Below are 13,398 nucleotides of genomic sequence, written 5' to 3' on the forward strand. Positions count from 1 at the left end.
CCGCGTCAGTCGCGGGCGCGCACCTCGATGTGGCCGTCGCGCACCCGGGTCTCGTACACCGGCTGCGGGGAGGAGGCCGGGCCGTGCACCACGGTGCCGTCGGCGAGCGAGAAGGTGCTGCCGTGCCAGGGGCAGGTGACGCAGCCGCCGGAGATCTTCCCCTGGTCGAGCGGGCCGCCCAGGTGGCTGCAGGTGTTGGCGAGGGCGTGGATCGCACCGCCGGAGCGGTGCAGCAGCACCACCGCGTCCCCGGCCCGCACCGCGCGCTGCGCTCCCTCGCCGAGTTCCGACTCGGCCAGCACCGGCGTCCACTCGCCGGGACGCTGCTCGAACGCGGTGCGGTTGGCGTTGACCACGTCCACGAAGGTCAGGTGGCCGCCGAGGTAGCCGCCGGCCATCAGCGCCCCGAGGCCGGCCAGCCCCAGCACCCGGCCCCGGCCGCGCCGCCCGGCGCACCGCGCGGCCAGCGACGCCGTGTAGAGCACCAGCGCCGCCGAGTTGGCCGCCGCGTGCGCCACCCCGACCCGGCGGGCCCCGCCCTTGGTGTCCGACCAGTCGTTCCACCCGGCCGCGGCGGTCGGCAGCGCGGAGAGGACCCCGGTGACCACCAGCAGGTCGGCGGCGCGGCGGGAGCGGCGCCCGCCGGCCAGGTCCAGCAGCGCGGACATCGACCACGCCCCGATCGGCACGTCGGTGAGCACCGGGTGCAGCGGGTGGCCGAGGTTGGTGCCGCTGAGCAGGTCACGCAGCGGCTGGCGGCGGGCGAGGAAGCCGCGTACCGCCCGGGAGAGCGGTTCGGCTGCCGCGTCGAGCGCCGTCATGTGCTCCAGACGCTTGGCGAGTTGGTGAAGGACGGCCATCGCGTGCACTCCCTGTCGGACGGGTCGGTGTGCTGCGTTCGGTGGTGCTGCGTGCCCCCCAGGGGTAACCGGAGCGGCCGGAGGGCAAACGCACCAACCGGGTGGGCGCCGCCCGGCCACGGTCAGCGACGCGCGCCCGCGTCGCGCGCGCCGCCCGGCGAACGCGGCGTACCGGAGGCGTCGGGGGTCTCCTGCTCCAGCAACGGCGAACGCCCGAGCACCAGCACCGCGGTGACCACCGCCGCCCCGCCGGCCAGCGCCACCAGCAGATACCAGCCGCCCCGCACCTGCTCGTGGAAGACGAGCACCCCCCACAGCACCGACACCAGCGGGTCGGTGAGGGTGAGCCCCGGCTGCGCGGCCAGCAGGTTGCCCGAGTGCAGCGCCGCCTGGAGCAGCATCATGCCGATCAGCCCGGTGCCCACCATGACGTACAGCTGCCAGGAGGTGACGACCGCGCCGACGCCCTGGTCGGAACGGCTCATCGCGCCCTTCATCAGCGCCGCGGTCAGCCCGAACTGCGCCCCGGCGGCCACCCCGTAGGCCGCCGCCGACCTGCTGCCGCCCGCCGTGCCGTCCCGCGTCCGGCCGGTGCGCCCCCACCGGACGAGGACGGCGACCACGAGGAGGTTGACCCCGACCGCCAGCACCCACTCGTACCAGGGCACCGTGAGCGCGTCGCCGGGGGAGGGGTCGAGCGCGTAGAGCAGCGCGGCGAGTCCGGCGGTCATGGCGATGGCCGGCACCCACTCCCGGGACCGCAGCCTGGCGCCGAACACCCACGAGGCGGTCAGCAGCGTCAGCGGCAGCTCGAAGACGAGGATCGGCTCGACCACCGACAGATCGCCATGGGCCAGCGCGGTGGCCTGGAGCAGGAAGCCGGCGATCACCGCCAGGACGCCCAGGCACCACACCGGGCGGCGCAGCAGCACCAGGATCAGCCCGGGCCCCGGCCCGTGACCGGACGGCAGCTCCCGGTTGGCCTTGCGCTGGAGCACCGAGGCGGCGGCGTTGGCGCACGCCGCGAGCACGGCCAGCAGATAGGTCAGCAACGCAGCCTTCTCCTGCCTCGCGTACCGGAACGGGACCTCGCGTCCGGCGTGGCCAGTCCCCGTGCAGTGTCGCACGGGGACGTCGGGGCGGCCCGACGGGTGGTGCGGTGTCCTCCCCGGTCCACGGGTTCCCCCGACGCCTCGCGGGTACCCGCCTGGCGCGACGGTCATGGCCGGGCACCCGGCCGCCCGGCCGTCCGTTGGCTCCGGCGGAGGCGTATGAGTGAAGAGAACTCGGGTAATTCATCACATTACGTACATATCTCAGTACCGTGTGAGGTAGGGATCGGCTCTGCGGGCTGCCGAGCAGACCCTCAACGACGAGGAGCGTCCATGCGGGACCGCGCGCCCTTGGAAACGGCCCGGACGGCCACGGCGGGGACGGCGCCACGCCGGGCCCCGGTGGTCACCCCGATCCGGCCGCGTGCCGCCGGCCCGGGCACGGCCCCGGTCGCCATGGTCACCGGCGCCTCCTCCGGCATCGGCGCCGCGGTGGCCGCCCGGCTCGGCACGGCCGGGGACTGGGAACTGCTGCTCAACGGCCGGGACGTGGAACGCCTGGCCGCCGTCGCCGGCCGCACCGGCGGCATCTCGCTCCCCGGCGACCTGTCCACCCCCGAGCGCTGCCGCCAACTCGCGGACCGCGCGCTCGGCGTGCACGGCCGGGTCGACGTGCTCATCGCCAACGCCGGCATCGGCTGGGCCGGCCGCTTCACCGACATGCCCGCCGACGCCGTCGACCGGCTGCTCGCGGTCAACCTCGCCTCCCCGGTGCACCTGGTACGGGCGCTCCTGCCCGGCATGGTGCGGCGCGGCGGCGGCCACGTGGTGCTGGTGGCCTCCATCGCCGGAAGCGTCGGGGTGGGCGAGGAGGCGGTCTACTCGGCGACCAAGGCCGCCGTGTGCGCCTTCGCCGACAGCCTGCGGTACGAGGTCAGCGGCGACGGCGTCCACGTCTCGGTGGTCGTCCCCGGCGTCGTCGACACCCCGTTCTTCGCCCGCCGCGGCGCCCTGTACACCCGGCAGGCCCCGCGCCCCGTGCCGCCCGAACGCGTCGCCGCGGCCGTCCACGGGGTGCTGCGCAGGCCCCGCGAGGAGGTCTTCGTCCCCGGCTGGATGCGGCTCCCGGCCCGCCTGCACGGCGCCGCCCCCACGGTGTTCCGCCGCCTGGCCGCCAGATTCGCCTGACGGACGCGGGTATTCGGCCCGCAGGCCGGCACCGGACCGCCGGGGTCAGCGGGGCGGGGGGTGCGGGGTGGCTACGGGGGAGTCGGCGAGGCCGGCGGCGCGGGCCACGAGGGCGGCCGGGTCGGCGGTGAACAGGGCGCGGCCGGCGGCTATCCGGGCCCGGCGCAGGGGGCCGTCGGCGGCGAGGGCGGTCACCTCCGCCAGCAGCCGCCCGGGGCGCTCGACATGGCTGGAGAGCCCGTCGGCGGCCATCCGGCGGGCCCCGTCCACCCCGTGCCCGGGGATCGGACGGTAGCCGACCACCGGAACCCCGGCGGCCAGCGCCTGCGCCGCGGTCTGCCCGGCCGCGTTCTCCACCAGCACCCGCACCGCGGAGAGCACCGCCGGCATGTCGTCCACCCACCCCAGCGGCAGCGCCCCGGGTATCCGCGCGACCCGCCTGCGCAACGCCTCGTTGCGACCGCACAGCACCACCGGCAGGCAGCCGCCCCGGCTCAGCGTCTCCACCGTCCGCGCCAGCCCCGCGCCCACCCCCCAGGCCCCGCTGGAGACCAGCACCGGGGTACGCCCCGGGGCCCGCCGCCCGAACCACCCGGCGTACCCGGCGTCGGGCGGGCCCCCGGCGACCTCCTCGAACCCCGGTGGCACCACCGGCCCCGGGGCGCGGGCGTCGCCGCCGCCCAGCGCGCGCACCTGCTCGGCGACCCGCGGCGTCGGACACAGATGCAGGTCGTTGGCGGGGTGCACCCACTGCCGGTGCGCGGCGAAGTCGGTGACCACCACCACGCTGGGCACCTGGAGCTGCCCGGCCGCGCGCAGCCGCCCGCACGCCTGCGCCGCCAGGTGGAACGTGGAGACCACCGCCCGCGGCGGCCGGTCCGCCCGGGCCAGCAGCCGGGCCAGCGCGCGCGCCGCCGGGACCACCACCGGCGAGGTGTCGGCCACCGGACGGCCGCGCGGGGTGAAGAACGCCCGGTAGATCCCCTCGTACAGCGGTGGCGCGTACCGCACGGTGGTGGCGTAGAAGGCCCGCAGCGCCGCCCCCGACCGCCCCGGCAGCAGCCCGAGGACGTCCACGATCCACGGCGCCGCCCCCCGCTCGCCCAGCCGCCGGGCCAGTTCGCCGGCCACCGCGTCATGGCCGGCGCCCATCCCGGCGCTGAGGATCACCACCCGTTCCGCCACGTTTCCACCGCCTTGTCCGGCCCCCCGGCGCCACGGCCGCCGAACCGGCCGCGAAACCGTGCGTGCCCTTGCTCCTTCCGGGTACCCCGTACCCTTGCCGACCCCCGCCGGGGCGCTGAGCCACCAGTACCCCGGCGGAACGTTCCGAACCGGCCAGGCCGTCCCGCACGGCCCCGGCGCCGCGGCGTCATCCGCAGTCGAAGGGAGCCACGACGCGTAACGCGACCACGGCACCGCGCACCGTCCGCCCCGGCCGTCCGGCGAGCCCACCGGCCGGGGCGGCGGCGGACGCGCGGGCCCCACGTACCGCACGGGCGGGTCTGGCGGCGGCGGCCATGGTGGCGGCCTGGCACATCGGGCCGGCCGCCACCTGGTTGCCGCCGGTGCGCCGCGTGCTGTGGCCGGCGCTCGACGGGCGGGGCAGGGCCGACCACGTCGCCCTGACCTTCGACGACGGCCCCGATCCGGTGAGCACGCCGCTGTTCTTGGACACCCTGGACCGGCTGGGCGTCCGTGCCACGTTCTTCGTGCTCGGCCGGCCGCTGCGCCGCGACCCCTGGGTCGCCCGCGAACTGGTCGCCCGCGGCCACGAGGTGGCCGTGCACGGCTGGGAGCACCGCCGTCCCTGGCGGCCCGGGCCGCGGCGCGATCTGCGGGAGACCGGCTGGGCGGTGGAGGCGGTCACCGAGGTGTGCGGGACCCCGCCGCGGTGGTACCGCCCGCCCTACGGCATCCTCACCGGCGGGCTGTGGGCCGCCGCCCGCCACCACGGGCTGCGGCCGGTGCTGTGGTCGGCGTGGGGCCGCGACTGGGTCGCCGGGGCCACCGCGCGCGGGGTCCTGGACACCCTCGCCCCGGGGCTGCGGGGCGGGGCGACCGTGCTGCTGCACGACTCCGACCGCACCTCGGCCCCGCGCTCCTGGCAGGCCACGCACGCCGCCCTTCCCGCCCTGATATCCCGCTGCCGCGAACTCGGCCTGACGGTGGGCCCGTTGAGCGACCACCAGGTGGACGGCTGACGGTGCCGGGGCTCAGCGCGGACGCTCGTCCACCACGCGGCGTATCTTGCCCACCGACCGCTCCAGCGTGCCGGGGTCGACCACCTCGACCTCCACGCTGACCCCGACGCCGTCCTTGACCCCCCGGGCTATCCGGGCGGCGGCGCGGCCGCGTTGATCCGCGTCGGCGTCGGGGCGGGCCTCGACGCGCACCGTCATGTGGTCCATGCGTCCGCGGCGGGCCAGCCGGATCTGGAAGTGCGGGGCCACCGCGGGGGTGCGCAGCACCACCTCCTCGATCTGGGTGGGGAAGACGTTGACACCGCGCAGGATGATCAGGTCGTCGCAGCGGCCGGTGACCTTCTCCATGCGCCGGAACGCGGGCCGGGCGGTGCCGGGCAGCAGCCGGGTCAGGTCGCCGGTGCGGTAACGGACGACGGGCAGCGCCTCCTTGGTCAGCGAGGTGAGGACCAGCTCCCCGGCCTGGCCGGCGGGCGGGGCGGCGTCGGTGAGCGGATCGACGGTCTCCGGGTAGAAGTGGTCCTCCCAGATGTGCAGCCCGTCCTTGGACTCCACGCACTCCTGGGCGACCCCGGGGCCGATCACCTCGGAGAGCCCGTAGATGTCGACCGCGTGGAGGTCCAGCCGTTCCTCCATCTCGCGGCGCATCTCCTCGGTCCACGGCTCGGCGCCGAAGATGCCGACGCGCAGGGAGGTGGAGCGCGGGTCGACGCCCTGGCGCTCGAACTCGTCGAGCAGGGTGAGCATGTAGGAGGGGGTGACCATGATGATCTCGGGGCGGAAGTCCTGGATCAGCTGGACCTGGCGGGCGGTCATGCCGCCGGAGGCGGGTATGACGGTGCAGCCCGCGCGTTCGGCGCCGTAGTGGGCGCCGAGGCCGCCGGTGAACAGGCCGTAGCCGTAGGAGACGTGCACCTTGTGGCCGGGGCGCCCGCCCGCCGCGCGGATCGAGCGGGCGACCACGTCGGCCCACACCGACAGGTCGTGATCGGTGTAGCCGACCACGGTGGGCCGGCCCGTGGTGCCGGACGAGGCGTGGATGCGGCGCACCCGTTCCATCGGGACGGCGAACATCCCGAACGGATACGTCTCCCGCAGGTCGGCCTTGGTGGTGAAGGGGAAGCGGGCCAGGTCGTCGAGGGTGCGGCAGTCGTCGGGGGTGACCCCGGCGGCGTCGAACTTGACGCGGTACAGCTCGACGTTGTCGTAGGCGTGGCGCAACGTGGCCCGCAGATCGGCGAGTTGGCGGGCGCGCAGCTCGTCCACGCTCAGCCGCTCGCCCGCGTCCAGCAGCGCGGCCGGCGGCGGATCGCCCAGCCGCGCCCCGGCACCACGGGCGGGGGCGGCCTGCCCGGGCCTGCTCACCGGGGACATCGGCTCGCCGCTCATCACCACTCCTCGGGTGCCGGGGTCGCGCTACCGACCGAACATTCGGTTAGCCTGTGATGCAGTCAAACCCGCCCCCGGAGCGACTGTCAAGGGGGCGCACACACCACGCAACAGGAGCGCCCGTGCCGCCGCGCGCCCCCCGCACCACGCCCCCGGACGCCCCAGGCCCGGAAGGACGGCCCCCAGCCCCCTCACCCCACCGGCATGTCCTGCTGCCGCACCTCCACGTGGCCGTGGGTGAGCGCCGACAGGTCGCGGCGGGCACGGGCGAGGTCGCCGTGGACGCCGACCTCGACGACGCCGCGGGTCCAGGACTTCTCGTCACCGGTGGAGACCGAGACGAGCTGGTAACCGGTGCTCTTGTCGGGTCGGCTGAGCAGCGGTTCGACCTCGGCGCGGAACTCCTGGAGTTCGCGCTGGGAACGGGGGGCGTCGCGCAGCGCGATGCGCTGGCCGGTGTGCAGCTTGGCCAGGGCGGCGTCAAAGGCGGCGCTCGGCTTGCGGTAGACCACCAGGCGGTCGCCCTCGTTGTCGACCGACAGACCCGTGTAGCTGTCCGGGTAGGAGGCGCCGAGCTGCTCGACCGCGTTGGCGGCCTTGTCCAGCTCCTCCTGGTGCGGCCAGGCGGACTGGACCGGGCGGGCCGGGGTCGCCGAGGAGGAGGCCGGGGCGGGCGTCGCCGGGGTGGCCGGGTGGCCGGCGGCCCGCTGGCCACCGCACCCCGCGGCCAGCAGCACCGCGCCGACCGCCAGCACCGTACCGGCGGCCCGCAGCGCCATGGACGGCGTACGAGCGGACGACAACGGCGTACGAGCAGATGACATGGGACAACCGCCTTGTCTCGACACCAACGTGGACCTGGCTCCCGCACCGGGGGCCGGCCGGACGCGCCACCCGCCGGACCGGCGTACCGCCACCCCGGCCCTGGACGACCCGGCCGGTGCCCCACCGTAGCCTCCCGGCGCACAATGACCGGCACCACGACGTGATCAACGCACAGGACGACCGATTCCGACCGTTCGCCGCCGACCAGTGAAAGGCACCGGTGACGTGACCCACGACCGGCCATCCCCCGCGGACCCGCGCTCCCCGCTCGACGGCATACTCGTCGCCGACTTCGGACGGGTGCTCGCCGCCCCCTACGCGACCATGCTCCTGGCCGACCTCGGAGCCGACGTGATCAAGATCGAGCATCCGGACGGCGACGACACCCGCGCCTGGGGGCCGCCGTACGCGCACGACGAGGCCACCTACTTCCTCTCCGTCAACCGCAACAAGCGCTCGTTCCAGGCCGATCTGCGGCAGCCCGCGACCCTTGGGCACGTCACCGAACTCGTCCGCCGCGCCGACGTCCTGGTGGAGAACTTCCGCCCCGGCACCATGGACAAGTACGGCCTCGGACCCGCCGAGGCCCGCCGGCTCAACCCCGGCCTCGTCTACTGCTCGGTCACCGGATTCGGCGCCGGGAAGGGGGCCGCGCTGCCCGGGTACGACCTGCTGCTGCAAGCCGTCGGCGGGCTGATGAGCGTCACCGGGCCGGGCCCCGGGCAGCCGGTGAAGGCCGGGGTGGCGCTGGTGGACGTGCTCACCGGGCTCCACGCGACGGTCGGCGTCCTCGCCGCGCTGCGCCACCGCGACGCCACCGGCGAGGGCCAGCACGTCGAGGTGAACCTGCTGACCACCCTGCTGTCCAGCATGGTCAACCAGTCCGCCGGATACACCCTCGCCGGGGCCGTCCCCGGCATCCTCGGCAACCGCCACCCGTCCGTCGCCCCCTACGAACTCTTCGCCGCCGCCGACCGGCCGATCGTCGTCGCGGTGGGCAACGACCGCCAGTTCGCCGCCCTGTGCCGCGCGCTGGACGTCCCCCACCTGGCCACCGACCCGCGCTTCTCCACCAACTCCGGCCGGGTGGCGCACTGCGGCCGACTCGCCGCGCTCCTCGGCGAACGGCTGCGGCAGCGCACCGCCGCCGAGTGGTTCGAACTGCTCACCCCGCTCGGCGTGCCGTGCGGCCCGGTCAACGACCTCGCCGACGCCTTCGCCCTCGCCGAACGGCTCGGACTCGACCCGCTGGTACGCCTCGACGGCCCCGGCGAGGAACCGATGGACCTGGTGGCCAACCCCATCGGGCTCTCCCGCACCCCGCCGCGCTACCGGCGCCGGCCACCCCGGCTCGGCGAACACACCGACGACCTCACCGCCTGGCTGGAGGGCCCGCCCTGACCCCGTCCGGCCCGCCGGTGCTGGCCAGGGCCGGGCGGCTGCGGCAAGGTCGCCTGCCATGGACGACGACCCCGGTTTCCTCGCCCTGACCCGGCACCGCACCACCACCGGCCAACTCCTCGCCGACGCCGCCCGCCGCCGGGGCATGGCGGTCCGCACCCTGCCCGGCGGCCGGGTGCCGCCGGAGCTGCGGGGCCGCCGCGACGCCCACTACTTCGGCGGCCCCCGCTACGGTGCCGCCGTCGCCGGTGACCTGGGCGTCGCGCTGCTCGCCCCGCCCGACGCGTGGCTGACCACGCTGCCGTACGAGTTCACCGGGCGCCGCATCACCGCGGCGACCCTCGCCGAGGCCCGGGCGCTCACCCGGCCCGCGTTCGTCAAACCGCCCAGCGACAAGAGCTTCACCGCCGCCGTCTACCCCGACGGCGGCGCCGTGCCGCACACCGCCCGGCTCGCCCCCGGCACCCCGGTGCAGATCGCCGAACCGGTCCACTTCGCCGCCGAGTTCCGCCTGTTCGTGCTCGACGGCGCGGTGCGCACGGGCAGCCAGTACGCGCGCCACGGGGTGCCGCGGGCGGCGCCGCTGGACGGCCATCCGCACCGGGAGGCGGTGCACGCCTTCGCCCGCCGGCTGCTGGATGCCTGCGGCGGGACGCTGCCCAGCGCGGTGGTCGTGGACGTCGGGCTGATGCGCCGCCCGGACGGCGGCGAGCCGCGGTGGGCGGTGGTGGAGGCCAACATGGCGTGGTTCAGCAACGCCTACGCCGCCGACCCCGAGCGCGTCCTGGACGTCGTGCTGCGCGCCGCCGGGCCCCGGCACCGGGTGGAACCCCGGGACCTGGCGTTCACCGGCGGGACGGGGTGAGACGGGGGAGGGGCGGCCTCACTCCTCCGCGGTGCGGTCGCGTTCGGCCCGCAGCATGGCCGCCTGCCACATCGCCAGGGTGTCCTCGCGGGTGCTCCCGGCGTCGGCGGCCCAGCCGGTGAGGCTCTCCGCGCTGCGGGCGGCGAGGCGGGCCACCAGACGCCGGAGGTCCCCGGCGTTCATCGGCAGGACGAGCGCGGCGAGTCCGTCCGCGTCGTCGCGCAGCGCGCACGCGATCGCCGCGTCGGCGGTCCGGTCGAGATCATGGCCATCCATGCGCCACCTCCGGCGGGATCGTGCCCATCCGTCCGCTCCGTCAAGCCCCTGACCGCCACCTTTCCGCCGTACGTGGTCCCCGGCGTACCCCGGCGCGCGCGGCACCGTCAGCCGCAGCGCAGCAGCCCGGCCCGCTCCTTGGCGACCAGGACGTGCCGGGCGCCGCGTCCGACGGCGGCGCGCAGCCCGGCGTCGGAGGGGAGCCGGGCCAGGACGGCGGCCGTCATGGCGGGCAGCGAGGCGGGGTCGGCGGTGAGCACCAGGTCGCCGCCGGCGCCGAGGAAGTCCACGGCGCGGTCCCCGGGCGGCACCGCCCGTACCGCGGCGGCGTGCCCCAGGTCGTCCGAGACGACGACGCCGTCGAACCCCAGGTCGCCGCGGAGCATGTCGCCGATGACGACGGGGGAGAAGGCCGCGAGGTGCGCCGCGTCGATGCGCGGGTAGCGGGCCGAGGAGATCATCACCAGCGGGACGCCGGCCCGCACGGCCCGCCGGAACGGGGCCAGGAACGCGTCGTCGCGCGTGGTCGTCGCATCGGTCACGTCCGCCGTGAAGTCGGTGTTGCCGGTGACCCGCCCGAGCCCGGGGAAGTGCTTGGCGGTGGCGAGCACCCCGGCCTGGTCCAGCCCGCGCAGGAACGCCGTGCTGTGGGCGGCGACGGCGGCCGGGTCGTCGCCGTACTCGCGGGAGAGCCGGCCGATCGGGGCGTTGGCCGCGCCCAGCCCGGGCGGCACGGTGTCGGCCACCGGGGCCAGGTCCACCGTGACCCCGGCGGAGCGCAGCTGACGGCCCCACCCGGCGGCCAGCTCCTGGAGGCGTTCCGGGGCCAGCCGACCCTGCCGCACGGCGGACGGGATCGTGGTGAACCCCGGCCCGCCGAGCACCTGCACGGTGCCGCCCTCCTGATCGGTGGCGACCAGCGGCGGCACCCGGACCCCGCCGGCCGTCACGGCGAGCGCGTCGAGCGCGCGGGTGACCTCCCGCACCCGGGCCACCCCGGCGGTGCTGTGGCCCATCAGCATCACCGACCCCACCGCGTGCGCCCGCAGCGGGGCCTGGCCGCCGCCCGTGGTGGGCGCCGAGACCATGAACACCTGCCCCACCCGCTGGACGTCGCTCATCCCGGCGAGCACCCGCCCCACGCAGTCCGGCGCGGACGGGGCACCGGTCGGGGCCGGCGTCGCGGGGGAGTTGGCCGACGGCCGCACGGTCGGGGTCACGCTCGGGGCCGCACGCGTCACCGACGGCGCCATCGGCGGCGGCACCGGGGAACCCGCCGCCGTGCGGGCGGCCGTCCGGCCACCCCCGCCCCCACCGCAACCGGCCACGGCCACCGCCACGGCCAGCACCACCCCGACGGCCCCGGCCCGCCGCCCGGTACGGACCGTACGGCACCCTCCGGCACCCGACGCGCGGGAACTCCTCGACCCGGCCACGACCCGACGCCACCTTTCGTCGACAACGGCGAACCCTGCCCATCCGGCGTTCCCCAGCGCACCACACCCCCGGCGCCACCGCACCTCGTGCACCCCGCCCCGCCGCAACACCCCACAAGCGGCGTTCCGTCCCTCCGCGCCGCAGACTGACAGTGGGGACAGCACAGGTTGGGGTGCATGCCGTATGGAACTCAACGCCGCGACCGCGCCGGTGGCGCCGCGTAATCCGGGGCTGAGGCGGGACATCGGGCTGATCGGGCTGATCTGGACCTCGGAGGGGTCGATCATCGGGTCGGGCTGGCTGTTCGGGGCGCTCTTCGCGGCGCAGGCGGCCGGCACGGCGGCGCTGGTCTCCTGGGGGATCGGCGCGCTGGCGATCATCGTGCTCGCCTTCGTGCACGCCGAACTCGGCGCGACGTACCCGGTGGCGGGCGGTACCGCGCGCTTCCCGCACTACGCGTTCGGCAGCGTCGCCGGTGCCTCCTTCGGCTGGTTCTCCTGGCTCCAGGCGGTCACCGTCGCCCCCATCGAGGTGATGGCCTCGCTCAACTACCTGAGCGTGCACGCCCCCTGGGTGCAGTCCGGCAAGAACCACCTCACCGGCGCCGGCTACGGCCTCGCCGTCGCCTTCATGGCCTTCTTCGTCGTCGTCAACCACTTCGGCGTCAAGTGGCTCGCCCACACCAACAGCGCCGCCACCTGGTGGAAGGTGGCCGTACCGGTGCTCACCATCGTGGTGCTGGCGGTCACCGCGTTCCACGGCGGGAACTTCGCCCACCAGGGTTTCTCGCCGTTCGGCGCGCGTGGCGTGCTCTCCGCCATCAGCACCAGCGGCATCATCTTCGCCCTGCTCGGCTTCGAACAGGCCGACCAGCTCGCCGGGGAGAGCCGCGACCCGGCCCGGGACATCCCGCGCGCGGTCATCGGCTCCATCCTCATCGGCGCCCTGGTCTACTGCGCCCTCCAGGTGGTCTTCATCGCCGCCCTGCCGCCCGGCGCGTTCGCGCACGGCTGGGCCGACCTCACCTTCAGCGGCAAGGCCGGACCGTTCGCCGGGCTGGCCACCACCGTCGGCCTGGGCTGGCTGGCCACCCTGCTCTACGTCGACGCGGTGATCTCCCCGAGCGGCACCGGGCTGATCTACACCACCGCCACCTCCCGCGTCTCCTACGGGCTCTCCCGCAACGGCTACGTCCCGGCCGTCTTCGAACGCACCACGCGGCGCGGCGTGCCCTGGGTCGGCCTGCTGTTCGCCTTCGTGGTCGGCCTGCTGATCTTCCTGCCGTTCCCCACCTGGCAGAAGCTGGTCGGCTTCGTGACCTCGGCGAGCGTGCTGATGTACGCCGGGGCGCCGCTGGCGTTCGGCGCGCTGCGCAAGCAGGACCCGGACCGGCCGCGTCCGTACCGGCTGCCGGCCGGCGGGTTCTGGGCGCCGGTGGCCTTCGTGGTCGCCAACCTGATCATCTACTGGGCCGGCTGGGACACCCTGTGGCGGCTGGGCGCCGCCATCGTGCTGGGCTACCTGCTCCTCGGCGCCTGCGTGGTGCTCCGGCTCAACCCCGAGGTGCCGCGCCTGGACTGGCGCTCCGCGAGCTGGCTGCCGGCGTATCTGCTGGGCATGGGCGTCATCTCCTGGCAGGGCGGCTTCTGCAGCACCGGACCGGCCGCCACCCGGGCCTGCGGCGCCACCGGACGGCTGCCGCTGTGGTGGGACGTCCTCACCATCGCCGCCTTCAGCCTGGCCATCTACTACTGGGCCCGGTGCGTCCGGCTGCCGGACGCCAGGACGCACGCGTACATCGGCTCGGTGGAGACCGTCTCCGCCGGATGACCGATCCCGCACCGGGTACCCGTACGGTTGCCCCGCCCGGGGCACGGGCCGATCATGGAAGGACGACAGCA

At 75.7% G+C, this 13,398-nt stretch carries 12 protein-coding genes; 5 read left to right on the forward strand and 7 right to left on the reverse strand.

Translation table 11 applies throughout. From position 1 onward, the window contains the following. Nucleotides 1-5: 5 nt before the first annotated feature. Both SCATT_RS23810 and SCATT_RS23815 read right to left on the reverse strand, forming a co-directional pair. Nucleotides 6-860 carry a Rieske (2Fe-2S) protein gene (locus tag SCATT_RS23810; protein WP_014145736.1) on the reverse strand — a complete coding sequence of 285 codons (855 nt, stop codon included), beginning with the start codon at nucleotides 858-860 and terminating at the stop codon, nucleotides 6-8. A gap of 122 nt (nucleotides 861-982) precedes the next feature. Further along, nucleotides 983-1,912 carry a DMT family transporter gene (locus SCATT_RS23815; RefSeq protein ID WP_014145737.1) on the reverse strand — a complete coding sequence of 310 codons (930 nt, stop codon included), beginning with the start codon at nucleotides 1,910-1,912 and terminating at the stop codon, nucleotides 983-985. Nucleotides 1,913-2,245: 333 nt separating this feature from the next. Here SCATT_RS23815 and SCATT_RS23820 point away from each other — a divergent pair, with 333 nt between their 5' ends. Then, on the forward strand, nucleotides 2,246-3,100 hold the full coding sequence (locus SCATT_RS23820) for an SDR family NAD(P)-dependent oxidoreductase (protein WP_014145738.1): 855 nt from the start codon (nucleotides 2,246-2,248) through the stop codon (nucleotides 3,098-3,100). Nucleotides 3,101-3,145: 45 nt separating this feature from the next. On the opposite strand, the gene SCATT_RS23825 is transcribed toward SCATT_RS23820, so the two are convergent. Further along, on the reverse strand, nucleotides 3,146-4,285 hold the full coding sequence (locus SCATT_RS23825; RefSeq protein ID WP_014145739.1) for an MGDG synthase family glycosyltransferase: 1,140 nt from the start codon (nucleotides 4,283-4,285) through the stop codon (nucleotides 3,146-3,148). Nucleotides 4,286-4,620: 335 nt separating this feature from the next. Here SCATT_RS23825 and SCATT_RS23830 point away from each other — a divergent pair, with 335 nt between their 5' ends. Further along, nucleotides 4,621-5,304 carry a polysaccharide deacetylase family protein gene (locus SCATT_RS23830; protein WP_014145740.1) on the forward strand — a complete coding sequence of 228 codons (684 nt, stop codon included), beginning with the start codon at nucleotides 4,621-4,623 and terminating at the stop codon, nucleotides 5,302-5,304. Between the two features lie 12 nt (nucleotides 5,305-5,316). Here SCATT_RS23830 and paaK read toward each other — a convergent pair whose 3' ends face one another. Further along, nucleotides 5,317-6,693: a phenylacetate--CoA ligase PaaK gene (gene paaK / locus SCATT_RS23835; protein WP_014145741.1), complete on the reverse strand. Its 1,377-nt coding sequence runs from the start codon at nucleotides 6,691-6,693 to the stop codon at nucleotides 5,317-5,319. Between the two features lie 191 nt (nucleotides 6,694-6,884). Then, nucleotides 6,885-7,517, reverse strand: coding sequence for a hypothetical protein (locus tag SCATT_RS23840; protein ID WP_014628594.1), 633 nt, complete (start codon nucleotides 7,515-7,517; stop codon nucleotides 6,885-6,887). Nucleotides 7,518-7,743: 226 nt separating this feature from the next. Between SCATT_RS23840 and SCATT_RS23845 the strand changes: the two genes are divergently transcribed. Both SCATT_RS23845 and SCATT_RS23850 read left to right on the forward strand, forming a co-directional pair. Next, nucleotides 7,744-8,919, forward strand: a complete 1,176-nt coding sequence (locus tag SCATT_RS23845; RefSeq protein ID WP_014145744.1) for a CaiB/BaiF CoA transferase family protein — start codon at nucleotides 7,744-7,746, stop codon at nucleotides 8,917-8,919. A 58-nt stretch (nucleotides 8,920-8,977) separates the two neighbouring features. After that, on the forward strand, nucleotides 8,978-9,784 hold the full coding sequence (locus tag SCATT_RS23850; RefSeq protein WP_014145745.1) for an ATP-grasp domain-containing protein: 807 nt from the start codon (nucleotides 8,978-8,980) through the stop codon (nucleotides 9,782-9,784). An 18-nt stretch (nucleotides 9,785-9,802) separates the two neighbouring features. Here the strand turns inward: SCATT_RS23850 and SCATT_RS23855 are convergent, their stop codons facing one another. After that, nucleotides 9,803-10,060: a hypothetical protein gene (locus tag SCATT_RS23855; RefSeq protein ID WP_014145746.1), complete on the reverse strand. Its 258-nt coding sequence runs from the start codon at nucleotides 10,058-10,060 to the stop codon at nucleotides 9,803-9,805. Nucleotides 10,061-10,167: 107 nt separating this feature from the next. After that, nucleotides 10,168-11,280, reverse strand: a complete 1,113-nt coding sequence (locus tag SCATT_RS23860) for a glycoside hydrolase family 3 N-terminal domain-containing protein (protein WP_231905157.1) — start codon at nucleotides 11,278-11,280, stop codon at nucleotides 10,168-10,170. 400 nt (nucleotides 11,281-11,680) lie between these two features. Here SCATT_RS23860 and SCATT_RS23865 point away from each other — a divergent pair, with 400 nt between their 5' ends. Next, nucleotides 11,681-13,327 carry an APC family permease gene (locus SCATT_RS23865; RefSeq protein ID WP_014145748.1) on the forward strand — a complete coding sequence of 549 codons (1,647 nt, stop codon included), beginning with the start codon at nucleotides 11,681-11,683 and terminating at the stop codon, nucleotides 13,325-13,327. Nucleotides 13,328-13,398 lie beyond the last annotated feature (71 nt).

This window comes from Streptantibioticus cattleyicolor NRRL 8057 = DSM 46488 (genome assembly GCF_000240165.1).
Classification (GTDB): Bacteria; Actinomycetota; Actinomycetes; order Streptomycetales; family Streptomycetaceae; genus Streptantibioticus; species Streptantibioticus cattleyicolor.

Bases quoted from the DNA above. Each gene is read 5' to 3' on its own strand.
- SCATT_RS23850 (WP_014145745.1), top strand. From the start codon at position 8,978: ATGGACGACGACCCCGGTTTCCTCGCCCTGACCCGGCACCGCACCACC.
- SCATT_RS23830 (WP_014145740.1), top strand. From the start codon at position 4,621: ATGGTGGCGGCCTGGCACATCGGGCCGGCCGCCACCTGGTTGCCGCCG.
- paaK (WP_014145741.1), bottom strand. From the start codon at position 6,693: ATGAGCGGCGAGCCGATGTCCCCGGTGAGCAGGCCCGGGCAGGCCGCC.
- SCATT_RS23820 (WP_014145738.1), top strand. From the start codon at position 2,246: ATGCGGGACCGCGCGCCCTTGGAAACGGCCCGGACGGCCACGGCGGGG.
- SCATT_RS23855 (WP_014145746.1), bottom strand. From the start codon at position 10,060: ATGGATGGCCATGATCTCGACCGGACCGCCGACGCGGCGATCGCGTGC.
- SCATT_RS23840 (WP_014628594.1), bottom strand. From the start codon at position 7,517: ATGTCATCTGCTCGTACGCCGTTGTCGTCCGCTCGTACGCCGTCCATG.
- SCATT_RS23810 (WP_014145736.1), bottom strand. From the start codon at position 860: ATGGCCGTCCTTCACCAACTCGCCAAGCGTCTGGAGCACATGACGGCG.
- SCATT_RS23865 (WP_014145748.1), top strand. From the start codon at position 11,681: ATGGAACTCAACGCCGCGACCGCGCCGGTGGCGCCGCGTAATCCGGGG.